Origin of the sequence: Streptacidiphilus anmyonensis, assembly GCF_000787855.1 — a bacterium.
In the GTDB taxonomy this organism is placed as follows: domain Bacteria; phylum Actinomycetota; class Actinomycetes; order Streptomycetales; family Streptomycetaceae; genus Streptacidiphilus; species Streptacidiphilus anmyonensis.
Genome location: NZ_BBPQ01000093.1, coordinates 1 through 24,517 on the forward strand (window position 1 = coordinate 1; position 24,517 = coordinate 24,517).

Annotated in this window: 19 protein-coding genes; 12 read left to right on the forward strand and 7 right to left on the reverse strand. The window is 70.9% G+C overall.

Features of this window, described 5'->3' with window-relative positions; translation table 11 throughout:
- Positions 1-40: 40 nt before the first annotated feature.
- On the reverse strand, positions 41-1,579 hold the full coding sequence (locus TR50_RS38820) for an ISL3 family transposase (protein ID WP_042433950.1): 1,539 nt from the start codon (positions 1,577-1,579) through the stop codon (positions 41-43).
- Between the two features lie 381 nt (positions 1,580-1,960).
- On the opposite strand from TR50_RS38820, the gene TR50_RS38825 reads away from it, so the two are divergent.
- A complete protein-coding gene (locus TR50_RS38825; RefSeq protein WP_052441820.1) occupies positions 1,961-2,572 on the forward strand; it encodes a DUF6461 domain-containing protein in 612 nt (203 codons plus the stop codon).
- 262 nt (positions 2,573-2,834) lie between these two features.
- Positions 2,835-3,218, forward strand: a complete 384-nt coding sequence (locus TR50_RS38830) for a hypothetical protein (protein ID WP_042433953.1) — start codon at positions 2,835-2,837, stop codon at positions 3,216-3,218.
- A 51-nt stretch (positions 3,219-3,269) separates the two neighbouring features.
- On the opposite strand, the gene TR50_RS38835 is transcribed toward TR50_RS38830, so the two are convergent.
- The gene (locus tag TR50_RS38835; protein ID WP_063775240.1) at positions 3,270-6,203 is read right to left on the reverse strand and encodes an AfsR/SARP family transcriptional regulator; all 2,934 of its coding nucleotides are present in this window, start codon (positions 6,201-6,203) and stop codon (positions 3,270-3,272) included.
- Positions 6,204-6,365: 162 nt separating this feature from the next.
- Between TR50_RS38835 and TR50_RS38840 the strand changes: the two genes are divergently transcribed.
- The 8 genes from TR50_RS38840 to TR50_RS38875 all read left to right on the forward strand — a co-directional run bounded on the left by TR50_RS38840 (position 6,366) and on the right by TR50_RS38875 (position 17,692).
- Entirely contained in the window at positions 6,366-6,764 is a 399-nt protein-coding gene (locus TR50_RS38840) for a hypothetical protein (protein WP_042433956.1), read from the forward strand.
- 277 nt (positions 6,765-7,041) lie between these two features.
- Positions 7,042-7,416 carry a hypothetical protein gene (locus TR50_RS38845; RefSeq protein WP_152648872.1) on the forward strand — a complete coding sequence of 125 codons (375 nt, stop codon included), beginning with the start codon at positions 7,042-7,044 and terminating at the stop codon, positions 7,414-7,416.
- Between the two features lie 147 nt (positions 7,417-7,563).
- Entirely contained in the window at positions 7,564-9,162 is a 1,599-nt protein-coding gene (locus tag TR50_RS38850; protein WP_084701741.1) for a helix-turn-helix domain-containing protein, read from the forward strand.
- Positions 9,163-9,412: 250 nt separating this feature from the next.
- On the forward strand, positions 9,413-10,681 hold the full coding sequence (locus tag TR50_RS38855) for an alpha/beta hydrolase family protein (protein ID WP_042433962.1): 1,269 nt from the start codon (positions 9,413-9,415) through the stop codon (positions 10,679-10,681).
- 324 nt (positions 10,682-11,005) lie between these two features.
- Entirely contained in the window at positions 11,006-11,407 is a 402-nt protein-coding gene (locus TR50_RS38860) for a hypothetical protein (RefSeq protein WP_042433965.1), read from the forward strand.
- Between the two features lie 535 nt (positions 11,408-11,942).
- Entirely contained in the window at positions 11,943-12,371 is a 429-nt protein-coding gene (locus TR50_RS38865; protein ID WP_042433968.1) for a hypothetical protein, read from the forward strand.
- A gap of 70 nt (positions 12,372-12,441) precedes the next feature.
- Positions 12,442-13,386: a hypothetical protein gene (locus TR50_RS38870; RefSeq protein WP_042433971.1), complete on the forward strand. Its 945-nt coding sequence runs from the start codon at positions 12,442-12,444 to the stop codon at positions 13,384-13,386.
- A gap of 187 nt (positions 13,387-13,573) precedes the next feature.
- Positions 13,574-17,692, forward strand: a complete 4,119-nt coding sequence (locus TR50_RS38875; protein WP_052441823.1) for a golvesin C-terminal-like domain-containing protein — start codon at positions 13,574-13,576, stop codon at positions 17,690-17,692.
- A gap of 176 nt (positions 17,693-17,868) precedes the next feature.
- On the opposite strand, the gene TR50_RS43355 is transcribed toward TR50_RS38875, so the two are convergent.
- Positions 17,869-18,441 carry a Mu transposase domain-containing protein gene (locus TR50_RS43355; RefSeq protein WP_052441824.1) on the reverse strand — a complete coding sequence of 191 codons (573 nt, stop codon included), beginning with the start codon at positions 18,439-18,441 and terminating at the stop codon, positions 17,869-17,871.
- A gap of 554 nt (positions 18,442-18,995) precedes the next feature.
- On the opposite strand from TR50_RS43355, the gene TR50_RS38885 reads away from it, so the two are divergent.
- Positions 18,996-19,385 carry a DUF2637 domain-containing protein gene (locus TR50_RS38885; protein ID WP_052441825.1) on the forward strand — a complete coding sequence of 130 codons (390 nt, stop codon included), beginning with the start codon at positions 18,996-18,998 and terminating at the stop codon, positions 19,383-19,385.
- Between the two features lie 312 nt (positions 19,386-19,697).
- Here the strand turns inward: TR50_RS38885 and TR50_RS38890 are convergent, their stop codons facing one another.
- The 3 genes from TR50_RS38890 to TR50_RS38900 all read right to left on the reverse strand — a co-directional run bounded on the left by TR50_RS38890 (position 19,698) and on the right by TR50_RS38900 (position 22,100).
- A complete protein-coding gene (locus TR50_RS38890) occupies positions 19,698-20,744 on the reverse strand; it encodes an SgcJ/EcaC family oxidoreductase (protein WP_042433974.1) in 1,047 nt (348 codons plus the stop codon).
- Between the two features lie 160 nt (positions 20,745-20,904).
- On the reverse strand, positions 20,905-21,699 hold the full coding sequence (locus TR50_RS38895) for an SDR family oxidoreductase (RefSeq protein ID WP_042433978.1): 795 nt from the start codon (positions 21,697-21,699) through the stop codon (positions 20,905-20,907).
- Complete coding sequence (locus tag TR50_RS38900) at positions 21,696-22,100, reverse strand: GlcG/HbpS family heme-binding protein (RefSeq protein ID WP_042433981.1); 405 nt, start codon at positions 22,098-22,100, stop codon at positions 21,696-21,698. The genes TR50_RS38895 and TR50_RS38900 overlap by 4 nt, the downstream gene beginning before the upstream one ends.
- A gap of 226 nt (positions 22,101-22,326) precedes the next feature.
- On the opposite strand from TR50_RS38900, the gene TR50_RS38905 reads away from it, so the two are divergent.
- Positions 22,327-23,298, forward strand: coding sequence for a GlxA family transcriptional regulator (locus tag TR50_RS38905; protein WP_042433983.1), 972 nt, complete (start codon positions 22,327-22,329; stop codon positions 23,296-23,298).
- A gap of 263 nt (positions 23,299-23,561) precedes the next feature.
- Here TR50_RS38905 and TR50_RS45010 read toward each other — a convergent pair whose 3' ends face one another.
- On the reverse strand, positions 23,562-24,236 hold the full coding sequence (locus TR50_RS45010) for a beta family protein (protein ID WP_084701743.1): 675 nt from the start codon (positions 24,234-24,236) through the stop codon (positions 23,562-23,564).
- Between the last annotated feature and the right edge of the window lie 281 nt (positions 24,237-24,517).

Below are 24,517 nucleotides of genomic sequence, written 5' to 3' on the forward strand. Positions count from 1 at the left end.
GGCTCTGGCGCGAGTTCCGTGATTGCCGAGAAGTCGATCTTCAGGGTTGGAGCAGTACGCGCTTTCGCAGGAGGTCGGGTTTGCCCCGGCCGAACATCTGGCGCTTGATCAGTTTCAGTCGGTTGACGTGGCCCTCTACTTGGCCGGAGCTCCACTCGGTGCTGAGTCCGGCCATGACGGCGTCCCAGTCTCTGCGGAGTCCGGTGGCGAATCGCCGCAGTTCGGGCAGGGGGCTCGCCTCGGCGTCGGCGACCCACGGTTCGAGCTTCTCGCGACCGGTGCGGTTGACGAGCATGTCGGCGAACCGGCCGATGAGCCGGTGCGCCGCGTCGAGGTCGGGGCAGCGGTCGCGCAGGTCCTTGAGCGTGGTGAGGTCATCCTCGCCCCGCCGGTCGGGGTGGGTGAGGACCATGGTGGTGACCTCGCGGGCGGTGGGGAGGGGCGGCTTCGTGCCTGGCGCGTTGTCGGCCTTGAGCCGGTGGACGAAGCGGCGGACGGTGCGTTCGCTGACCTTCGCTCCGCGTTGGAGGAGCTCCTTTTGGAGGAGGTCGGCGCTGTCGCAGCCCTCGGAGAAGCGGGAGACGAGGTAGCCGGCGTGCTCGTCCAGGAGTGTGCGCCGGCCGCCTGTGGGGCCGCCTCCGATCAGTTCCTCGGGCGTGGCCGCGCGCATGTACTTCCGGATCGTCTTGCCGTCTTTGCGCAGGTCGGCGACGATCGCGCTGTGGCGGACGCCTTTGTCCATGAGCGCGTGGACGGCGGCGTGCAGTTCGCGGATGTTGCGCGCCCGCTGTCCCTCGGCCATGGTGGCGGCCGGCTTCTCGACCGGAGGCGGGGTCCACTCGGTGCGCAGGCGTTTGACCAGGCGCTCCGTGGCGTCGGCGAGGTTTTGCCAGAGGTGGAACCGATCAGCGACCTGGGTTGCGGTACCGGCGGTCCGGTTGGCGCCCTCGGCGTAGCAGGAGGCGCGGTCTCGGCAGATGATCTCCGCCCCGGGGTGCTGGGTGAGCCAGTCGGCGAGGGCGTCGGCGGAGCGTTCGGTCAGGACGTCGACGGGGCGGCGGGTCTCCAGGTCGATCAGGATCGTGCCGTAGTGGTTGCCCTTCCTGAGGGCGAAGTCGTCGACGCCGAGAGCCCGGACGGTCCCGACGGCGGGGTCGGGCAGTGCCCGGATCAGGCGGATCATGGCGTCGCGGCCCAGGCCGACGGCCTGCAGCTCGGTCAGGCGGGCGCCGGGACGGCCCCCGAGTACGAGGGCGACAGCCTCGCGGATCCGTCGCAGGAGGATGGTGCAGCGTCCGTATCGGAACGTCAGTTCCGGGATCTGCTCGGCGAATGTTCGCCGCGGACAGTCGCCACTGTCGCAGAAGAACCTGCGTATCCGCAGGTGAAGCACGGTCTGCTGGTTGCCCACGGAGGCGTCGGCGGGTCGGCGTTCGTACCGGCTGTGCACCCGAGACGAGTCCGTACCACAGGCGGGACACGCCACCGAGGTCGCTCGGCCGCCGGCCCGAACACGGACGGTTCGGCCCACGACACCGACGGACTCGACCCGCACGTGGGCCCAGTGCGGGAACAGCATGACGAGAAGATCAGCGACAGACACCTGTGATGATCACTGGCTTCGGAGATCCACTTCTCGGGAATCACGGAACTCGCGCCAGAGCCCTCAAATTCCCCAAGTACGGCCAGTTGCGGTATCACTCGTCGTGACGCATTCAGCGACGACTGGAGCTTCCGCTCGGCCGGCAGGAGCAGGGCAGGACGGCTTCGACCGCGCTGACTCACCAACGACCTCGATGTCGGCACCGGGGGACTCACCCTGCGCTGGAACTCGGGAGGCGCCGAGGGAGCCGTCTGCCGCATCAGGAAGATCAAGAGGAAGCTCTACGGGCGAGCGGGCTTCGAGCTCCTCTGCAAGATGACCCTGCTCTCGTGAGCAAGGAGCTGCTATGCATGCGGCATGCAGACCCACGACGGCCGTTTCGACTGGATCGACGAGGAAGACGGGTTCTATCCGGTCCTGACGCTGATCGAAGGAATCACCGAGGACGAGACGATCCAGCGCTTCGGCGGAGACCCGAGCACGGCCAGGCTCCTCATCAGCGAGGAGATCTACGAGCTGCAAGCCCATCGCTCCGAGCGTTGCGGATACGTGGGCGTGGGCATCACAGGGCCGGTGGTCTTCGCATTGGAAGTGGTGGGATCGACCGGTGTCGTTCCCGGAATCCTTCGCGACCTCTCGCGCGGCGGACGCTGCTTTGGCATCCAGCTCGGCATCAACGGCGGAGATACCGTCCACTACGCGGTCGACGGCGGCCTTGTCGTCTACGAGGAGCCCTACGGGCCCGTCACACCCCTGAACGACGGTGATCCGCGGTGGAACCCTGCGTGGTGCCAGGGGCTGATCGACATCGACGACCCAACGGAGCTCTGGGGTCCGAAGCTGTTCCTGCTGGCCGAACGGGTGATGAACGTCGTCATTGAGCGGTCATGGTTCACCCGTCCCCTCCGCACCGTCGAGCTTCCCGACACCGTGGGATTCATGAACACGCCTGCCTGGGACATCCCCTGAGGCAGCACACCATCACGCTCAGTCACCGGTCCCCGTGATCGCTGCCAGACCCCACTTCGGACCGCCAACGTCACCGGAGGACGCGCCACCGCTGCAGGACGCGCCTCCTGAGGGTGCATTGTGGTGAGCCGTTTGGCCGGTGGCCTGTTGCCGGTGGCCCCACGTGCGGAATGCATCACGCCCGACACCCCATGACGTGCGGTGCCTACGGGCCCGAGCCCGTCGCCGACGTCGACCCCTCTGGCGGAATGAGGCAATCCCCGTGAAGGCCGGACACCTCCTGGTGACTCTCTGCTTGGCCGGCGTCGCCGTGGGCGCGACGGCTCCCGCGCCTGTACAGGCGGCCCCTCGGCCCCCGGGGGGCGAGGCGCCGTGCGGGACCCAGTCGGACGACTACGACGGCGCTGTCTACTATTCGAGCAACTTCTACGTCACGCTCAACAGTGACCACAGCCTCACCCTTCCGGGATCGGACGTCTTCCGTGGCGCCTGGAACGTCGCCGGGCAGGCCCTCAGTCTCAAGATCGTCGGCGGTGCGCTCTACACGAGCACGTTCCGGGGCTGCGAGAACGGTTCCACGAAGCCCGGGTTCATCGCCTTCAAGGTCTCGGACAACACGGAGGCCACGGCCGTCAGGATGAACTGACGCTGGCGCGGTCTCCCATCAGTGATCCGTTCTGAGGACGGACCCTGGCCGTCACGGCGATGACGGTCGCACGGGGGCCGTCGTCTGGTTCATCTCGTCGATCGTCTGCCACAGCCGCAGCGCCCGTGCGCGGTGCCGGTGTTCCAGGTCGGGGACGCCGGCGGCGGCGTCCAGGTCGCTGATCAGCTGCCAGCAGGCGGCCTCGTCCTGTCGGTCGCCGTGCCGGTGGAAGAGGTCCGCCGCGCGCTCCAACGCGGGAGTCGCCCGGGCCCGGTCGCTTCGGCCGGCGTAGACGCGGCCGACCTCCAGCAGCGTGTACGCGGCGCACCGCTCGTCGGTCAGTTCGTCGAACGTGGCCAAGGCCTGCCGCAGGCAGCGCAGCGCCTCGTCCGGATCACCGCGCAGATCGTGCAGGCGACTGAACCGCCTCAGCACGACCGCCACCCGATGCTCGTCGCCGAGTGCCTCGGCCTGGCGCAGGGCCCCGTCGAACCAGGCCTGCGCCTCGTCGAGTTCTCCCTGCATGAGCCGCATCACGCCCATCGAGCACGACAACTGCGCCTCAAGGTGCCGGTCGCCCTCGCCCGCCGCCATGGCCAGCGCCTGCTCGAAACGGTCGGCGGCTTCGTCGTCTCGGCCCTGGACCCGGCTCACCGTCCCCAGCATCGCCACCGACAGCGCCTCGCCGCGCTTGTCCCTGCCGTCGCGGCACAGTTCGACGGAGGATTCCAGGGCGCGGGTCGCGCCGTCGAACTCGTCCCGGTAGATGTGCAGCTGGCCAAGGCCACGCAGCAGCGCCGCCTCGCCGTGCGGGTTGCCGGCGGCCTTGGCCGCGGCCAACGCGAGCCGGTGGCCGTGCTCCCAGTCCTCGTACAGGCACCGGTGGTCGTAGTACGTCACCGCGCCGGCCGCCAGCTCCCAGGCCAACTCGTCCAAGCCCCAGTCCACGGCCAGTCTCACCGTGCCGAGCAGGTTGTCGCGTTCCGCGTCGAACCAGCCGACCGGGTCGGCCGTCAGCCGGTCCACGACGGCGTCGGGCGGCGACCGGCGCGGCGCAGAGCCGGGCGGGGCGGTCAGCAGTCCGGGCGGCAGGCGGTCGGTGCCGCGCTCGGCCAGCTCCAGCCAGGTCGACAGCACCCGGACGATCGCATCCCGCTTGTCCGTCGTCGGCAGCGGGGCGGCGATCTCCACGGCGCAGGTCCTGATCAGGTCGTGCAGCCGGTAGCGCGGCTGGCCGACGGAGTCGGTGGCGGTCAGCCGCACCAGGCTGGCGTCGACGAGGGCGTCCAGCACGTCCTCGGCGTCCGGGCGGTCCAGCAGCGCGCCGACCACCCAGCCGGGCAGGGTGTGGGCGCCGAGCAGACCCAGCAGGCCCAGCGCGCGTACCGCGTCGGCCGGCAGCAGTCGCAGGCTCAGTTCGACGCTGGCCCGCACGCTGAGGTCCCCGACCCTCAGCTCGGCCAGCCGCCGGGACTCGTCCTCCAGCCGCTCCCGCAGCACCCGCAGCGACCAGGCCGGTCGGCCGACGAGCTTGGCGCCGGCGATCCGGATCGCCAACGGCAGGTTGCCGCAGCATGCGAGGATCGCGTCGGCTTCCGCCGGTTCCCGGTTGACTCGCTGCTCGCCGACGATGCCGGTGAACAACTCCCGCGCCTCTGCCGGGCCCATCACGTCCAGGTCGATGTGCCGGGCGCCGGGAAGCTGCGTCAGCAGGGTGCGGCTGGTGATCAGCACGGCGCAGCCGTCGGCCCCGGGCAGCAGCGGCAGCACCTGGCCGGCGTGACCGGCGTCGTCCAGCACCACCAGCATCCGGCGGTCCGCCAGCAGGGACCGGTAGAGCGCGGCCCGCTCCGCCAGGCCGCTGGGCATGGCGCTGCCGACGATCGAGAGCGCGCCCAGCGCCTCGGCCAGCATCAGCGCGGGGTCCCGCGGCTCGTCCGACGTGCCGGCAAGGTCGAGGTAGAGCTGGCCGTCGGGGAAGGTCGCGCTCGCCAGCCGCGCGGCATGGGTCACCAGACAGGACTTGCCGACACCGGGACCGCCCACGACGACCGCCACCGAGGCCCGGTTCGGCGTCGACCCGTCGAGTATTCGGGCGACCTCGGCCAGCGCGCCGGACCGGCCCACGAAGTCAGCTACATCAAGCGGGAGCTGACGTACCGGCAGCGCCTCGGCCGGTCGGGTGGCCGCCGCTTCGGCACTGCCCGGTGACGCGCCCGGGGGGCTGCTGGCCTGGACCGGAGCCGCCAGCGCGGGATCGGCGGTCAGGATGCGCTGGTGCACCGCCTGGAGCGGCGGGGTCGGATCGACGCCGAGCTCGCCCGCCAGTGTCCGACGCAGCCGCTCGTACACCTGCAGCGCCTCGCCCTGTCGCCGGCACCGGTACAGCGCCACCATCAGGTGTTCGGCGACGTGCTCGTCGTAGGGGTACTGGCGGAGCAAGGTGGTCAGCTCCTCGATGACCTCACGATGACCTCCCAGGTCGAGTTCGATGCCCAGGCACAGCTTGTGCATCGCCGCGCGGCTCTCGTTCAGCCGAGCGGCATCGAACTCCAGGACCCGGCTCGAGACGTCGACCAGGGCGCTGCCGCGCCAGCAGGCCAGCGCGCGCCGCAGCGCGGCAGCCGTCTCGAGCGGAGCTGTGTGGCCTTCGGCGAGGCTCCGCCGGTGGTCGAACTCCAGCAGGTCGAGCTGATCCGGGGCCAGGTGGATCTGGTAGCCGCCCCGGCGCGTGCTGATCAACGAGCCGGGCGCTCCGCCCGCGGTGAGGTTGCGACGCAGCCCGGACAGAGCGTCCTGGACCTGGCGGACCGCGGTGGCGGGCGCCTTCGCGTCCCACATCACGGCGACGAGCCGCTCGGTGGCGACGATGTCGTTGGCGTCGATCAGGAGCGCGGCGAGCATCTTGGCCTGGCGCTGCCCGTCGAGCCGGACCTCACGTCCGGTGATCTGGGCGTGCAACGGCCCCAGAACGCCGAATCTCATGTTCCCCCCGGTACCTGAGGGCCGGCCGCCGATACCTGGCTGACCTCGGACAAGGACGAATCTAGGACGGCCATCGGACCCGCGTCCATAGCGTCACCGTGGGGCGCCCGCCACTGCGGCGGGACACCCGCCCCCATCGCCGGCAGTCCTGAGGAGAGATGCATGAAGCACACGTCACACCCGAACCAGGCAACGCCCGCGACAGGCGTCTTCAAGTGGCGCGGCATCAAGACCGCCCTCATCGGTGTGATAGCCGCAGGCGGACTGATCTTCTCCACCGGCAGCGCCTCGGCTGACGGACTGGGCGGCGACGTCTACACGCCCAACTGCCACGCCTGGGTGGCCCCGGGGGACAACGGCCACTGGGCCTACGGGACGGAGATCGGCCTGGCGGGCTGCATGGTGCGGCTGTGGGCGAAGACCAGCACCGGGACGTGGGAGCACAGCGGTTGGTCCGCCCCCTCGACCTTCCAGTACTACCACGCTGACGGCGTTCACTGGCTGTACGTGCAGCTGGGCGACCCCACGGGCATGATCGCCTCGGGACCCTTGGTGTACTAGCCGCGGCCACACCTCCGGCTCCTGGACTGCGGCCGCCGGGAACGCGGCTGGGCCGTACGGCATCCCGTGGCCGCATCCTGCCAACTCGGGCCGGAATCGGCATTCCAGACAGGCGCCCCGGGCAGTGTGGTCGTGCCGCCGCGTGGGGGATTCCGAGCGGCGCGCGCTGCAGCGATGTCCGCAACCTGCCTGACTCCGCATCGCGCTGGTGCCGGGCCGATGCGGCCGGTGTCAGCTGCCCATCGTCATCGTGCAGATCGAGGAAGTAGGAGCAGCAATGCCTCGCAAGGGTTTGATGCGGGTCGGCTCGCTGGCGCTCGGCGCCTGCGTGACGGTGCTCGCCGTGCCGGGCCTCGCCAACGCCAGCGTGCCACCCACCCCGGTGAACGCCGACTCGGCATGCCAGGCCTTGGAGCTGACCAAGATCATCGATGGCCACGACCACATGTTCGTGGACCCGACCGTCGACAAGGGCGACTGCCTGTTCACGATCGCGGACGTCAGCACCGGAAACTGGATCTACATATCGCAGTCGCCCAACGGGGACCAGCCGGCGCCCGACGGGATCTACGACGGCCCCGGAGTGACGCTTCAGGTGGAGGTGGTCGACCAGGCCCACCCCGACGTCTGGGCCTTGGGTCCCAAGAACTGACCGCGTAACGGGCGGCCAGGTCTCTTTACTGCAAGGGGTTGTGGCGCCCGGCGCGGAAGGAGGCCACGGGGGCAGCGGAGGGGGTCCGGTGCCGACGCCAGACGGCACCGGAATGCGGTTCGCACCGGGCACGGGGGAGGGGGACAGGTGTCTGCGGGGTTCGGATCACGACTGCGGGGCCACCGTGTAAGGCTCGGCTGGACTCAGGAGGTACTCGCCGACAGGTCGGGGGTCTCCACGCACGCGATCAGTGTGCTGGAACGAGGCCGACGCCGACCGCGGCCGTCGTCGGTGCTGCAACTGGCGCGGGCGTTGGGACTGGACGAGGCCGAACGGCTGCAGCTGATCGATGCGGGGCGAGAGGATGAGCTCGACAGCCGACAAAGCGAGACTCCCTCGACCGGTTCACGCTGCCAACTGCCCGCCGACACGCGGTTCTTCGTCGGACGTGACAAGGAGGTGGCCTGGCTGCTGCGTCTGGCGGAACCCCCGCGAAAAGGGCTGGCCGCCTCGGCCCCTTCGGAGGTAGCGGCGCTCGCCGGGATGGGCGGAGTGGGCAAGTCGGCGCTGGCTGTCCACGCCGCGCACCGCCTGCGCGACCGTTTCCCCGACGGCCAGCTCTTCATCGACCTGCACGGCAACACGCCCGGGTCGGAGCCGCTGACCACGCGTGACGCTCTCGGCTCGCTGCTGCGCGGGCTTCAAGTCCCCGTTCAGGCGATTCCGGACGATGTGCAGGAGCGTGCCGCTCTCTACCGGGAGCGTCTGGCGGACACGCGCACCTTGATCGTCCTGGACAACGCGTCGAACACCGTCCAAGTCCGCCCGCTCCTCCCAGGGACCGGGGGATGCCTGGTGCTGATCACCAGCCGCCGACGGCTCACCGGCCTGGACGAAGCGAGGATGCTCGACCTGGGCGGTCTGTCGAACGGCAACGCCGTGGACCTGCTGCGTAGCGTGTCCGGCCGCGGGTTCACACCCGCGGACGTCCCGGCGGCCCACGAACTGGTCACCCTGTGCGAGCACCTTCCGCTGGCCATCAGGATCATCGCCGCGCGTCTGCGCGACCGCCCCGCCCTGACCGTGCAGCTGCTCGCCGCGCAACTGCGCGACGAGCACAAAAGGCTTGGCCGGCTCAAGGATGACGACCGCGATCTGACAGCCGTGTTCGAGTCGTCGTACACGGGCTTGCCGGCGGCGGAGCAGCGACTCTTCCGCCTGCTCGGTCTCGTGGCCGGACCGGACTTCGACGCAACCGCCGCCGCCGACCTGGCCGCCACCACCGCCGAGCTGGCGGAGCAGTTGGTCGACTCCCTGGTGCGCGCCGGCCTGGTCAGCGAGCAGCCGTCCGGGCGCTACCGCCTGCACCGGCTGGCCCGCCTGTACGCCAGGACCGTCCTGGCGCGCGCCGACCATCACGAAAGGGACGCCGCTCCCGCTCACCACCTCGACGACCACCAGCGCGTCGCCCACGTGGCCCACGTGGCAGACCGCTTCGGTCGACGTCACGACCGCGCCACCGAACCGCTGGAGACACCGAGCGCGATGCCCGGCCCGGGAATCCACGACGGAGCACCAGCCCCTGATCCGGCTGCGCGCCGCACGCCCGAACCTCCCGGTGACCGCGGGAGCGCTCGCGACCGACCAGCCGAATCGGCCCGCAGGCGCCAAGCCCCGCCAGGAGCGGGGCGGCTGACCGGCCGTCCGACGGATGCGGCCGGGACCTGCGACGCCTCGGCGACCTGAGTGGACGCGCCGCTGCGGAGGGCGGCAAGCGTCGGCGAGCGGACAGCGCCCCGACCCGTCCGGCAAAGCGGGCGGCCCCGCCGCCCCGAGGCTGATCCGCACCGGGGGCGTCCTCGCAGCGGTTGTCCGCCTTCCGGGGTTACGGCGCTCCCCAGGGGTGACAGACGGGGTAGCACGATGGCTCCCCACGAGGCGCGTTGCGACGATCGATGCGCCCGCATACCGCAGCCCCGCACGTGAAGGACCTCCCATGCGCAGCTCCCGTCTCGTCGCCGCCTCCGTGGCCGGGGTCGTCGCCTCCGGTCTCGTCATCTCGACCGCGGCCCCGGTCCGGGCCGCGGCCGCCCCGCACGCCGCACCCGCGCCGTCCGTGTCACCGAACCCCGCAAGCGGCCTGACGCTCACACTCCCTGCGCCACGCGGCCGCTACGCCACCGGTGAGTCGACCTTCCGGCTCGTCGACCGCAACCGCGCCGACCCGTGGGTACCCGGTCAGACCTACCGTGAGCTGATGATCAGCGTCTTCTACCCGGCGGTGCACCCCGTCGGCCGGCCGTCGACGGCCCAGTTCCCGGCGGCGGTGGCCACGGCGGTCGGTCGATCGGTCGAAGGGAACGCGCAGCTGCCCGCAGGGCTCGTGGACTGGGCCGCGACCAGGACGCACTCGGTGAAGGACGCCGCGACGGCGCCGGGCCGCTTCCCGGTCGTCCTGTACTCGCCGGGCGCGGGGGACGCGCGGGACTGGAACGTGTCGCTGGTCGAGGACCTCGCGTCGCACGGCTACGTGGTGGTCACCGTCGACCACACCGGGGAGGCCCCGGCGACGCAGTTCCCGGACGGCCATGTCGTCGGCAACGGGCCGGTCCTGGCGGCCTGGGCGCAGGCGTTCAAGAACGGCACGACGCTGGCGTTCTTCACGAAACTGATGGCCGCGCGCCAGGCCGACACCGAGCTGGTGCTGGACCGGTTGGCGAGCCTGCCGCGCCGCCTGACCAAGGGCATGGACCTGAACCGGATCGGCATGTTCGGACACTCCGCCGGCGGGTTCACGGCGGCCAACGCGATGTACGCCGATCCGCGGATCAAGGCCGGCCTGAACATGGACGGCACCCTTGAGTACACCGTCAAACCCGACGGCACCCATCTGAGCGACGTCGCGCGACACGGGCTGAACCGCCCGTTCCTACTGATGGGCAGCAGCGGCCAGGACGCGAGCGACGTGCACATCGAGCCGTCGTGGGCGTCGTTCTGGCAGCACCAGCACGGCTGGAAGGCCGACGTCACCCTGGACGACTCCGAGCACGCCTCCTTCACCGACGCCGAAGCCCTCCTTCCGCAGCTGGCCGGCCGGGTTCCCGCGGCGACCTTGGCCGCGGCGGTCGGGACAGTCCGGTCGCAGGCCGCGGTGGCGGCGGACCGGGCCCTGGTGACCTCGTTCTTCGACCGCTTCCTGAAAGACCGCGACGACCATCTGCTGGACGGCGGTCCGACGCGGTACCCGATCACCTTCGTCCGGTAGCCCGCGCCCCACGGGCTGGCAAGGACAAGAGGCGGGCGCCGCCGTCGAAGTCGGCACCGCAGCACGCCGACCCGCCGCCCGGAGCAGGGCGCGGCGGAGCGCCGGACCAACGCCATGGGAACGCCATGGTCCGGCGGCCGGCGCCCGCACAGGATGGACGGCGTCCGGCCAGCGGACGGGGAAGGGCTCCGGGGTGATGCCTGACGCATCGTGCCCGTTCCCGCGCCTGCTCGCCCGCCGCCCCGGCGGAGCCGGGCCGCGCTCCCGGGTGAGCGAAGGCGCTCCCCGAGCCGCGATGACGAGGTCCCACCACAGGAGGCAGAGATGAAGTCCACCCTGCAGCGCCGGTGCGCCGCCGCCGCAGCCGTTGCCGCGCTGACGGTCGGAGGGATCGGGCTGGCGGCCGGCACCGCGTCGGCGACCACCACGCACCGGGTCTGGATGTCCACCTCGTTCGAGGCGGGCGTCTACTACGGTCCGTCCAGCACCTCGGGCAAGGTCGGCGCGGACGACCTGCAGAACTACCACAACGGGACCGCCGACGGCGTCGACGTCGACTGCTGGGCCACGGGCCAGAACATCGAGAACCACGGCGATGTCTGGTACCACGTCACCGAGGAGTGGTACTACGGCGGCTACGCGAGTTCCGACTTCCGCGGCTGGGTGTACGGGGCCTTCGTGGACGGCAACGCCGCGTTCCACTCCGGGGTGATTCCCGCCTGCTGACCGAAGCGGTCCGTGGTGCCCGGGTCGGCTGACAGCAGCCGGTCCCGGGCACCTTGTCGTTCCCGGGCGGTCGGCTGGCCGGCGGTGGAAGGTCGCCCCCTCTTCCTTTCCTCACGGTCCCGTCCGTGCCGGCCACTGGATCGGCGCGTCCCGCCCGGACCCGACCGTCCTGGGCGCGGACCGTACCCAACTCCATGGCGTTCGCCCGGCGTTCGCCTGCCCCTTGCCGTGCTCGGCGCGAGCCGCCGCCCCGGCCCTGGGTGGCGCGCCCGGGTCCCGGGATCCTGTCCGTGCTGCGGGTTCGTGCAGGCCGCTGACCTCGGCTCGTGGCCGGCGGTCGGTGGTCGGCGGTGCGCGCGGCAAACGCCATCCGAACGCCATGGTGAACAGCTCGGGTCCGGCCAAGAATCCTTCTGCCGGACCACCGGAACCGCAGCAGGCCATCGCAGGCACCGCAGGCGCTGGCCCGCCCGGACTCAGCGGTTGCGACCGTCCGTCAATCCACGTGACACCACGAGCAAAGGATCGCCACATCATGTCGGCAACCCGTACCAGGATCGCTGCCATCGCCCTGGCCGCCACCGCCGTGCTCGGCGGCGTCGTCCTCACCGCCGCCCCGGCCGGCGCCGCCAGCGGATCGCCCAGCGCCCAGTTCATCCCCGACGGCTGCGGCAGCGACGTGCAGGGCCTGCGCGTCTGGGAGGCCAACGGCTACGCGGGGGAGTGCGCCGAGGTCTTCGGGACCTGGCACGACACTTCCGGCCTGACGTGGCCCAACGACGGTCACGCCCTGTGGGGCAACGCGGGCAGTGCGGAGAACGACAAGCCGGGCTACCTCGCGTCCCTCTACACCCAGCCCTGGGGCCAGGGCAGCGTGGTGAGCCTCGCCTACGCCCACTCCTCCTCCAACTTCGGCAACCACGGCTTCGCCGGCTCCATCGGCTGGTGGCCGGGCTGGAACTGACCCGACCCGCCCGGGGGCCGGTGACCGGCCCCCGGGTCCCCTCGTCCTCGTCCCGGAATGAGAGACCAGCGTGGTGCCGAAACTCGTCCACGCGGCGGCCCTGGTGGTCGCCGTCGCCGCCCTGACGTCCTGCGCGGGCCGCTCCGCGCCGCCGCATTCCGATACCGGCCCCTACGCGGGTCTGCCGGTGCCGCAGGCCGTCGCGGTGACCGCAGCGCCGGCCCTGGCGGAGGACTTCACCCTGCCCGTCGACGCCTACGAGCTGACGTCGCAACAGCAGGCGTTGGTGCAGAACGCCCGCAACAGCCTGACCGACGCCTGCCTGCGCAGGTTCGGGCTCAGCGCCGACCTGCCCACCGTCTTCCGCGCCACCATGCCGCCGAACGCCTTCCGCTACGGACCGGTCGACCTCGCGCAGGCAGCCGACGGCTACCACTGGATGAAGGACCAAGGCCGCCGTCAGAACCCGCGTCTGAGCGCGGACCAGACGCTCAGCCCCGTCGAGCTCGGCGTGCTCAACGGCAAGGGCGCGCGCGAGGTGCGCGGCCTGCCCGTACCGCAGGGCGGATGCGCGGCGGAGGCCGACCGTGCGCTGGCGGCGGGAGGCGGCACCACATCCGAGCCGGTGCTGGCCGAGCAGATCGACGACTCCTACACCAAGTCCCAGTCCAGCCCGCAGGTCCAGCGGGTCTTCCGTCAATGGTCCGCGTGCATGGAACGCCACGGCTACCACTACGCGACGCCCATCGGGCCCTCTGAGGACCCGCACCTGCTCCCTGAGCCCTCCGGCCCGGACCCGGGTGCGAGCAGCAGGGAGATCGCGGTGGCCCAGGCCGACGTCGCCTGCAAGGACAGCACCGGCCTGGTGGCCGTGTGGTCCTCCGTCGAGGCGACGATGCAGCGTCAGGCGATCGCACGGCACGCCGCGCAGTTGCGGACGCTCCAGCAGCAGAACGCCGCCACCGTGCGCAACGCGGCCGCGGTGATGGCGGCCTCCGGCGTGACGCCGCACTGACCGACCCGCGGCCGCGGGCAGGACGCTCCCGCACCGATCCTCCCGGGCCGGACGGTCCAGGGCCGGACGGTCCTGGACCGATCTTCCTGGTCCGATGGTTCCGGCCCGGGGCTTCGGGGTCCGGGGCTCCCGGGCGCAGCAGGCAGACCGAGAACCCGTACCTCCGCAGACTCAGGAGACCTGGTCCATGTATCCATCCCGCCCACCGGGCACGGGAGGCGGCCGCAGCCGACTGCGCCGCCGCAGCCGCGTCGTGGCCGTGGCAACGGCGGCCGCCGCGATCGCCGCGGTCCTCAGCGGCACCGCCAACGCCGCCCCCACCCCGGGACCGGCTGCTGTGACGCAACCCGCCGCCGCCGCGTCCCCGTCCCCGGCCGTGTCCCGTCTCACCGCCCCGCAGGCCACGCTGGCTCCCGGCTGGCGGTCCTCCGCGGACCGCGCGGTCACCGTAAGCGGCGACGAGAACGGCATGAACGTGCTGGTCGCCGAAGCCTCGTCCGGCTACCAGTGGCGCACCGCAGCGACGTTGTCGGAGCCAGGGTTCGACACCGCCCAGTGGATCGGACAGTCCTGCGTCACCTCCTCGGGACGCCGTGCCGTCGTGGTCTACGCGCCGAGCCAGTTCGTCAACGACCAGCAACTCTTCGACCAGGGCGCGTTCGTGGCCGTGGTGGACCTGGTGACCGGCGTGGTGCGCAAGCTGCCGTTCACCGCGTCCCTGGCCTACTACAACCCGGGATGCGGCGAAGGCGAGCAGGTCGCACTCACCTCGCTCGGCGCCTCGAACGGCCGTACCACCAGCACGGTACGCGTCATCGACGCGGCTTCCGGCAAGGTGCTGCGCCAGAGCGTTGCGGCCGGGCAGCTGTCCTCACCCGTCCCGTACGGGGGCGCGGTCGTGGCCGCGCTCGGGTCCCGGCTGGTGTCGGTGGACGCGAAGGGCGCCGAGCACGCGCTGACGCGCGAGTCGGGGACCCCGTTCCGGCTGCACCCGGATGCCGGCGGCGGCCTCGCCTACGAGGTCCCGTCCTCCCACGGGAAGGTGCAGGTGCGCAGACTCGCCGCAGGCCGCTCGACGCTTGTGGGCACCGGCGACCTGGACGCGGTCCAACTGACCCGCAGCGGCGACCAGGTCGACCTGATCGGCGCCGACAGCCGCGGCGTCGCCGCCAGGTCCGCGATGCCCGCCGGCTGGAAGCAGCTCGACGCGCCCTCCGACTCGGAGGTCTCCACCACCGGAGCCCTGGCCGTCACCAGTTCCAGCAACCGGACCACCGGTAACGGCACCACAGGCAGGGCGCCCCTGGCGAGGGGAAGCGCGTCGCAGCACGTCGCCGCCGACCTGCACGACCGGATCACCATCGACGCCACCGTGACCACGACCCGCAAGCAGGTCTCCTTCACCGTCGACCCCGCCGTGCCGGACGCACTTCCCGGCCGGGCGCCCTCGCCCGCTCTACGGCAGTTCACCGCAGCCGCCACCCCGCGGCACACCTCCGGACAGCACACGACGGGCCGACCCGCTGCGTCCGGGGCACCTGCCTCCGGGGGACCGGCGTCCGCGGGACCGAAGGACACGCCGGACCCGTCCACCGTCCCCTGGGACCCCGACCGCGGGTGCGCGGTCGCCCGCAACGACCCCTCCATCCAGACCTACCAGGCCACCGCCCAGCAGGTCGAGTGGGCCGCGGACCTCGCCGTGCAGGGCCAGCTCACCCCGGCCCGCGGCGCCAACTGGGAGGGCTCGGGTCTGACGGTGTCCTGGACGCCCCAGGGCATGTTCCCGCCGCAGCAGATCAGCGGCGGCGGCTCGGTGCCGGCCCAGGTGCTGCTCGGCGTGCTCGCGCAGGAGTCCAACACCCTCCAGGCCAGCCCGCACGCGGTCGACGCCGTCACCGGCAACGTCAACCAGGGCGGCTTCTACGGCAACGGCGGCGACTGGAGCACCGTCGACTGCGGCTACGGCATCGGCCAGATCACCACCGGAATGGCCATGAGCACCCCCGCCGGCACCCGCGTGGCCGACGGCAACCCCGCCTACACCACGGCACAACAGCAGCAGGCCGTCGCCACCGACTACGCCTCCAACATCGCGGCCACGATGAACATGCTGATCGACAAGTGGAACCAGCTCAAAGCCGCCGGCATCGTCGTCAACGACGGCGACCCGAGCAGGATAGAGAACTGGTGGCTCGCGGTGTGGGCCTACAACTCCGGCGTCCAGCCCACCTCCGCCGCCTACGGCAACACCACCGGCTGCACGCCCGGCCCCTCCTGCACCGACGGCGCCGGGAACTGGGGCCTTGGATGGGCCAACAACCCCGCCAACCCCAGCTATCCGGCCGACCGCGGCGTCTTCAGCAACGACCCCGCCAAGACCAAGGTCCCCAACCACTGGACCTACCCCGAACTCGTCATCGGCTGGGCCTACTCCCCGGTCGCCCGCTTCAACTACGCCAGCGGCCAGTGGGGCCCGGCCTACGCAGCAGCCAACGGCCTGTCACAACCGATGGTCCCGCCCACCATGACGTTCTGCACCAGCGCGGACTCCTGCACACCCAACGGCGCCGCCGACTCCACCGGCGCGGCCGGCACCGCGGGCCTGTGCAACGCAGCAGGGCTGCACTGCTGGTGGCACTGGCCGGTCAGCTGGGGCAACTGCGCCACCAACTGCGGAACCGGCAACCTCACCTACACCCCGAGCAGCGCCAAACCCGGCGGCACCGACATCTACCCCGCCGACTGCCGCGCACTGGGCACGGCGGGAGGCTCCAGCGCGTCGGACTCCCTCGGCAACGCCCCACCGGCCGGCTCCGTCGTCGTGGACGACGTCACCACCGCCAGCGTGGCCAGCTGCAACCAGACCTGGACCGACGCCGGCTCCTTCGGCCTGAAGTTCACCGACGCGCCCCAGTGCACGACCTGCTCCCAGCCCATCGACTACCCCGGAAAGATCGACTTCCACCAGCTCGGCCTGGGCTTCGGCGGCCACATCTGGTTCACCCACACCGTCGCCGCGACCGACACCGCCCACACCGTCACCGGCACCTGGACACCCCCGGCCCTCACCGGCTGGTACCGGATCAGGGTGCACATCCCGGACAGCGGCGACCTGACGAAGCAGGCCGACTACCAGATCAACCCCGGCAACGGCCCGAGCCAGCACCGGATCGTCAACACGGCCTGGGAGAAGAACACCTGGGTCGACCTGGGCGCCTTCAACCTCTCCGGCCAGCCCAGCGTCTCGCTGTCCAACGCCACCGCCGACGCCAACGGAGCCGACATCGCCTGGGACGCGGTCGCCTTCAGCCCCACCACCAAGCCCACCGCCTCCTACGTGGCGCTGGGGGACTCCTACTCCGCCGGTGAGGGCCAGGACGCCTTCGACGCCAACAGCGACTTCTACGGCGGCGGCCCGACCAAGGACGCCTGCCACCGCTCCGTCGCCGGCGCCTACCCGCGGATGGTCACCCTGCCGGGCCAGAGCACGCCACTGGCCCAGCAGGCGGGAGCGGTCTCCAACAACGTCTCCTTCGCCTTCCTCGCCTGCAGCGGTGACACCACCGTCGACATGACCAGCCTCTCCGTCGACAGCAAGCCCACCACCGCCGACCAGTCGGGCAACACCGTGTGGGGAGGCGCGCACTTCGGCTACGGCGAGCACCAGGAGCTGGACGACGGCTACCTCAACGACGACACCACCTTGGTGACCCTCTCCGTCGGGGGCGACGACGCCCGCTTCGCGAAGGTCCTGCAAGGATGCATCCAGAGCCTGTCCGACTGCACGGCCCCCGACTACTACCTCAAGGTCGGCAACTCCCTCGATCCATCGCCGCTCGTGCAGTACGAGCCCTATGTGATCAACACGCTGCTCCCGTCCCACCTCGCGACCGTCTACGGCGAGATCCACCATCAGGCACCGAACGCGCAGATTGTCGTCGTCGGCTACCCGCACCTGTTCGCCCCCACCCCGCTGGACGGGTGCGCCGGCCTTTCCACCGGCCAGGAGACCTGGATGAACCAGCTGGGAGACGACCTCGACAACACCATCGCCTCCGTGGTCCAGCAGGTCGCGAGCACGGGCGTGAACATCGGCTTCGTCGATCCGCGGGCCGCCTGGGACGCAGGCGGCGGCCACTGGGCGTGCGAGGCCGGGGGGACACCCTGGGTCAACGCGCTCGTCGCCTGGTCCGAGAGCGGCAGCGACGGCGGGAGCCAGCAGATCCCGGGCGCGGGCAGCTTCCACCCGACCTCCGCCGGCCAAGCCGCCTACGCCCAATTGGTCAACGCCTACCTCGCCGGCTAACCGGCACCGCCCCGAGGGTGGGTGGCTCGGCTGCCGCAGCCGGGCCACCCACCCTCGGGCGGGGTTGCCCTTCCCGCAGCTCTCTCCCGGGATCAGCTCCGGACACGCCTCCCACACGTCCGGTCCGACCCCGTGCTCGGCAAAGTCGCCCGTCGGCTGGGCCGGACCCGCGGGCCTCAGTCCTGGGGACCGGGCGCGGCCCGGATGTTGCGCCCGCGTAGGGCGTCGGCCTCGGCCTGGGCCGCCGGGGACAGCGGACGGGGTGCGGAGCCTGTCCCGCAGATCACCGAACCCCGGGGGACCGTGTTGCGGGGCCGCTCCAGGACCACGTCCGTGCCCCTGTACGGCACGACGAGTCCGGCTCCTGGTGGCGCCAGGGGGTAGCGGGCGATGGCAGCACCACCCGCCGTGACGATCGACAGGTGCGGCTCGTCCAGACGCCAGCGCACTTCCACGAGCGCGCCGCGGAGATCGAACGGCACCTCGTAGGAGTTGCCGCGGAAGACGACCAAGTTCTGGCTCGTCACGCTGCGCACGACGCAGAGCCGGGCGGGGAAGGGCAGGGTCGGCAGCTCACGCAGCCCGGCGCCTGGGGGCGGGGCCGGTCTGTGCTTGTCCGGTCTCCAGGGGTCCAGGCCGTCCATCCGCTCCGCGAGGTGGTCCAGGCTGCCCTGCGCCGTGCGGACGCAGGCGTCGTCGCGCACCGAGCGCCACCAGAATCGCAGGACCGACGGCAGATCCTGACGCACGACTCCCTTCTGGCCGTCCTGGCAGGGACGGCAGTCGATGGAGGTGCCGTAGTAGTCGGCGACCCGGGAGAACTCTGGTGCCGCCCTACCGGTAGTGGGGCAGCATACGGATGGCACTTGGTCGAACCGCCAGTACGCACTGGTTCCGCCCAGCTTCCTCAGCGTTTTGTCGACAGCTTCCACCATTTGAGGGAACTCCTGGTTTTCGGTCATAGCTGCCCGCCATCGTGGAGAGTCGGGGAGCGAGGCGGTCAGCACGTACACGCGGCTCCCGCAGCCCCATTGCAGAGGCGGGTCCGGAAACATCATCAAGCTGAACCGGACTCCCGCTCCTGCGGACTGCGAGGCTGGTTCGCCGGCTTCGTGGGGGATTCTGCGGCAGTGTTTGCAGGCTGGCCGGATTCGGTGCTTGCGCAGGGCGCGAGTGAAGGTCGAGTAGCCACCCGGATGCCCCAGTTCTACAACCTCGTCGATCCCGTGCGCGACGCCGGGCGAGCCCGCCCTCGCGGACGTGGCTCCAGGCCCTCGGCCCGCTGTTCGGGGCGCTGACTGTCGTGACGTTCACCACCGTGTGCCTGCTGGGCTGGATGCTCTCCTACGGCGCGCTCAGGTACGCGGCGTCGTACCCGTTCTCCCAGGAGCTGTCGGAACTATGGCCCGCCATCGTCTACGGACCCTGGTTGGCGAGCTGCCTCTCGGTGTTGCGCGCCGCCGCGCACGGACACCGAGTCACGCATTCCTGGGTCACCGTGATCCTGTTCGCCTGCTTCTCCATGGGGCTGAGCATCGCGGCCGTGCCCCGGACTCTGCCCGACATGCTGGTCGTGGGCCTACCCACGCTCAGCAGTGTGGTCTCCTTGCACCAACTCGTGCGCCGGCTCGCCAGCAGTCGCAACGAGAAACTGTCAGGATCCCACCGCGCCGCTCGCAAGGCGTTGCGCTGAGGGCCCGGACACACGCGCTGCCCGGCGGACCAGTGCGCTGAAGTCGGGTCGGTGCCAGCCGCGGACAGGGCGGACCGCGGCCCGCCCTGTCGTGGTGTTGCGTGGTCCGCGCGCTGCGCCCGCCCCTGCACGCCTGGCCTTGTTCACCAGTTCCGGTTCTGGCCCAACTTCCGGATGCTGTTGGTGATCTTCAGCTTGCGAGCCGTTTGCTGCTGGTCGACTCCGCATACCACGCCACCGGTGGCCTTGAGTTGGACGCAGCACGTCAAGCCGGTGCCCACCATGCAAGGCGAAGAAGGCGGTTCGTGGCAGTCAGCTGAAGAACGGGTCGTCGACGACGTGGACCCAGCCGCCGTCCGGCTGGCGTCGGAGGATTTCCGTGGTGGTCGAGATCACCGGCTCGGGGGCGACGCCCGTAAGGGTGGCGGTGTTCGACACCAGGGCGATGTCGTCCACCTGTCGGATTTCGCGCAGTTCGAGCCTGACGCGGGCGCCGTTGTCGATCAGTTGTTGCAGGGCCTTCCGGATGGCGTCGCTACCCGCCAGATGGTTTCCCGGAGTTGGGACGAAGTGGGCGTGCGGTTCGTAGAGCGAGACCAGACCTTCGATGTCACCCGCCTCCAGGTACTCCGTGAACATGGCACCCACCTGCTCGGGTGTCTCCGCACGGCGCCGGACGACGGCACCGACGGGCTGGTCGCCCCAGCCCGCAACAGCGAGCAGGTCGTGCCACGTGGGCTGGACGCCGTAGGGCAGATGGTGGCGCAGCAGCGCTCCGGGGAAGGTCATGGGAGATGCCTTCTGCGGCTTGGACTTGGCCTGGGTGACGATGGCGTCGGTCAGCGCGTAGGCCAGGTCCATGCGTGGGAGCAGGGCGTGCACCTCGTCGGCGAGGCCGGCCGGAGGGCTCTCGCGCTGGATTCCGAGGATGTCGGTGCCGATTCCCGCCTGAGCCAGCCGCACCTCTGTGCCCTTGCGCCGGGCGATGCCGTCCGAGGTGTGCAGCGCGATGGCGTCCCAGGCGATGGCGATGCGACCTTCCTCGACACCGCGTTCGCGGAGGAACGCCGCTGCGGTGTCGGCGCCGTCGACCTCGAATCGCTGGTCGCCGTTGCCTTCCTCGCTCAGTCCGATGTCGTGCAGGACGCAGCTGAGGAACAGCAGTTCGTCGTCGTAGTCGGCACCTGCGCGCAGGCCCTGATGCCGGGCGTGGGCGCGGGCGAAGACGTAGCTGCGGACGCTGTGGAAGAAGACGAAGTCGGGTGTGGCCCTCTCCGCGTAGGCGTAGGCGTCCCGGGACAGGCCCGTGTCCGGCAGGCCGAGCCGCTCGAAGACGGGGAGCGGTGCGTCGGTGGTCACGGCATCTCTCTTTCGTGTGCGGTGGTGAGCGGCCTCGGGCGGAGCGGTGCGACGGCGCCTATGGGGCCGCGGAAGGTGGCTGCTGCGGCTGCGGACGGTCACGTGGGGCCGTCGCGCCGCCGCATGGCTTCGGCGTGAGGGACCCCCAGCCGTCGTGGGATCACACGGCGCGAGTCCAGGCCGTCTCCTGGACCTGCTTGATGAGTTCCTCCGTCGCGGGCGGCCAGACGTTGCGGTACTTGCCGTGCTCCGCGCCGATGATCTCGACCATCTTGTCGATCATGTCCTGCGGGTCGAACTGGTCGGCGAGGATCTCCGCGAAGCGGGCCTTCACGTCCTCGGCGCGGTTGAAGTGGACGGAGTCGTCCAGCCAGCGGAAGGTCGTGTCGGCCAGGCGGTCGTTGAAGCCGGTCAGGTACGCGCCCGGATTGATGGTCTGCACGGTGATCCCCGTCGGGGCGAGTTCGTCGCGCAGAGTCGCTGCGATCGCTTCGAGCGCGTGCTTGGTCGCGCAGTACGGTCCCAGGCCGAATGCCGTCAGCATGCCGCCCATCGAGCTGACGATGACGATGCGGCCCGCCGTGCCGGCGTCCACCCAGGTGCGGATCACCCGCTGGGTGAGTTCCAGGTTCGCGAACACGTTCGTCTCGAAAGTGCGCCGGACCAGCTCGACGGGGATCTCCGCAAGCGGTCCGCAGTCGCCGATCGCGGCGTTGCTGACGAAGGTGTCGAAGTCCCAGCCGGAGACGGCCGCGATGTCGCGGGCGTCCAGGACGTCGAGCTTGTCGACGGTGACGCGGTCCTGCAGGCCGAGTTCCTCGATGTGCTTACGCAGTTCGCTCACCTGCGACCAGATCTCCGTGGTGGCGATGACCTGGTGCCCGGCCTGAGCCAGGCTGATGGCGGCGCCGCGGCCCAGGCCGGTGCCGGCGCCGGTGATGAGGACCTTCTTCATCGTGCTTCCTTTCCGAGCGCGACGCGGGCGACCTCGCCGTCTTGGACGGGCATGCCGCCCGAGACGCCGATGGCGCCGATCAGCGTGGCGTTGTGGTCGTGCAGGGGCAGGCCGCCCGCGTAGGGGATCAGGCCGCCGTTGGTGTGCTCGGTCGTGGGAGCGGGGCCGCCGGGCTTGCAGAACTCCCATAGGTTCTCGCTCGCGCCGTTGAACAGGACCGAGGTCTTCGCCTTGGCGAGCGCGATCTCGATCGAACCGAGGATCGCCCCGTCCATCCGGGCGAACGCGACCAGGTGTCCGCCGCCGTCGACGACCGCGATGTTCATCGGAACGCCGATCGCCAGGGCGTGGGCGCGAGCTCTTTCGATCGCGGCTTGGGCGGCGTCCAGCTTGATACTCATGGCGTTTGCCCCTTTTCGTAGCTGTGCGCGTTCGTCCTGAGGTTCGCCGAGGGTGGCTGTGGCCGCTGTGGCGCATGCGGTGCGGGAGCCCTGCCGTGGCTGTACACAGTCACGACGCCCGGCAGTGGCGGCATGAGCGTGCCTCTCGTGCTCATGAAGTGACCGTAGGCGCGAGCCGGGCGAGGGAGTGAGTGGCACGAGTGCCTCGCAGGGATAGGATCGTGCCATGGGCGTGGACACCTCCGACGGCAAGCACCACGTGGTCGTGGTGGCGCTCGAGAACGTCCTCGCTCTCGACATCGGGATTCCGCTGCAGGTCTTCGGAAGCTGGCCGGACGGGCCGTACACGATGACGGTGTGCACGGAACGGCCCGGCCTGGTGTCGATGCACGGCGGCCCTGAGTTGTCGGTCGCCGACGGGCTGGACGCCCTTCAGGCCGCGGACACCGTGATAGTCCCCGGATATTTGGAGCCCGATCCACCCTCCGCCGCGGTCACCGCCGCGCTCCGGAAGGCGGCGGCCCGCGGCAGCCGGATGGTGTCCATCTGTTCGGGGGCGTTCGCCCTGGCCGCCGCCGGCCTGCTCGACGGCCGCCGGGCCACCACGCACTGGCGCTACGCCGCAGCGCTGGCCGACCAGTATCCGCAGGTGACAGTGCAGCCGCACGAGCTGTACATCGATGAAGGCCAGGTGCTGACCTCAGGCGGTGTCGCCGCAGGCCTCGACCTGTGCCTGCATCTCATCCGCCGCGACCACAGCACCCGCCTGGCGAACCAGCGGGCCCGACTGCTGGTCACCGCCCCACACCGCACCGGCGGACAGGCACAGTTCGCCGACCTGCCGGTGGCCCCGGACGCCTCGAGCGCCGCCACGCCGGTGTACGAGTGGGCCCTCCGCCACCTGCACCAGCCGCTCACCGTCGACCAGTTGGCGCGCGAGGCAGGCATGTCCCGGCGGACGCTCATTCGTCGCTTCCACGCCGACACCGGTCGGCCGCCCATGAGTTGGCTGCTCGAAGCAAGGCTGGCCCTCGCGCGCGAGCTCCTGGAATCGAGCGACCTGACCGTCGAAGCCGTCGCACGGCGCTGTGGCCTGGGCACGCGGGCCAACTTTCGCACACTGTTCAAGGCTCATGTCGGGGTACCGCCACGCACGTACCGCGAAACGTTCAACTCGACTACCTTGGGCAATCGTTGACCACTGACCCCGAGCAGGCCGACGGTCCCGACCCCGGCGGCCTCACTCCAGGGTCCGTCCCCAGGCGATTTCGCGGAATCGCAGCGGCGCGTTCCCGTCGCGGGTGGGGAAGAACTTGGTGAAATCGCTGGGGCGCGAACGCCCAGGCGGCGGGATACCACTGCCGAGGTGGAGTTGCTGTGGGCCGGCACGCCTCTGGCTTCCGGGAGGATGCGCGCGTGCGGGCGCGACGTGCTGGCCGAACGAGGATCCTGGCTGTCCGGTCACGTCGGCGAACCTGTGGAAGCGATGGCCTGCACGACCGTGGCGAGGTGGTGGGAGGTGTCCCAGGCCCGCCAGTTCTTGGGTGCGCCGGGGCGGGGTTCTCGACCGCGGGCGCGGGCGAGGAGCTGCTGGTCGCCCCAGGGCAGGCTGTCTGGGTCAGCGGGCCAGGCGGCGAAGGGGGCGAGGTCGCGGCAGAGTCCGACGGTGTCCATGCCCTTGAGGGCGCGGACGACTTTCCAGGTCGGGCCATGGGTGTAGCGGAGGTTGGCGACGGCGCGTCCGAAGCCGCGACGGCGAGGGAGGCGCGGATGGGTCACGCCGTGGTCGGCGAAGTCCGGCAGGGGTCTCGGCGTGCGGGCCGCGACGCGCTGCCATAACGAGACCTCGTGTCGGGGCAACGCGGTGACCACGTGCGGAGTGAGGCCACTCAGTGAGGGCGGGAAGGCGCCGCCGGCTACGGTGACGCTGCGCCAGGGGTAGGCGGCAGCCCAGGCCAGTGCGTCGACGGCGAGGCCCGCGGCGGTGGCGGCTTCGTTGGCGTCACCCAGGTAGCCGGCGTCGAGGATCAGATCGATGCGCTCGGCCCGCAGGGCTGTCTGGTCGAGCGCGGCATCGACACGGTAGGAGAGCTCCGCGGGGTGGCGGGCAGTTCTTGCAGGGGCTGGCGCAGGCAGCCTCCTTCGCCGTGCAGGATCTGGACTCCGCGGACCTCGTCGAGCGCGCCGTCGGGGTCGGTGACGCGGAAGGCGGGGATGACCGGCTGTAGGAAGGCGTCGAGGGAGCTACTGATCCACCGCATTGCGTGGCTGTCGAAGCCGGTCCCGACCCAGGGCCGTTGCAAGTCCCGTGATCTCGTAACTCATGCTGGTCAGATGATGTCCAGCAGGTCGAGCGGGCGGGTGAAGGGCTCGTAGGAGGCGTGCCGGATGCCGGCGGCGATGTTGCGGTGCCCGGC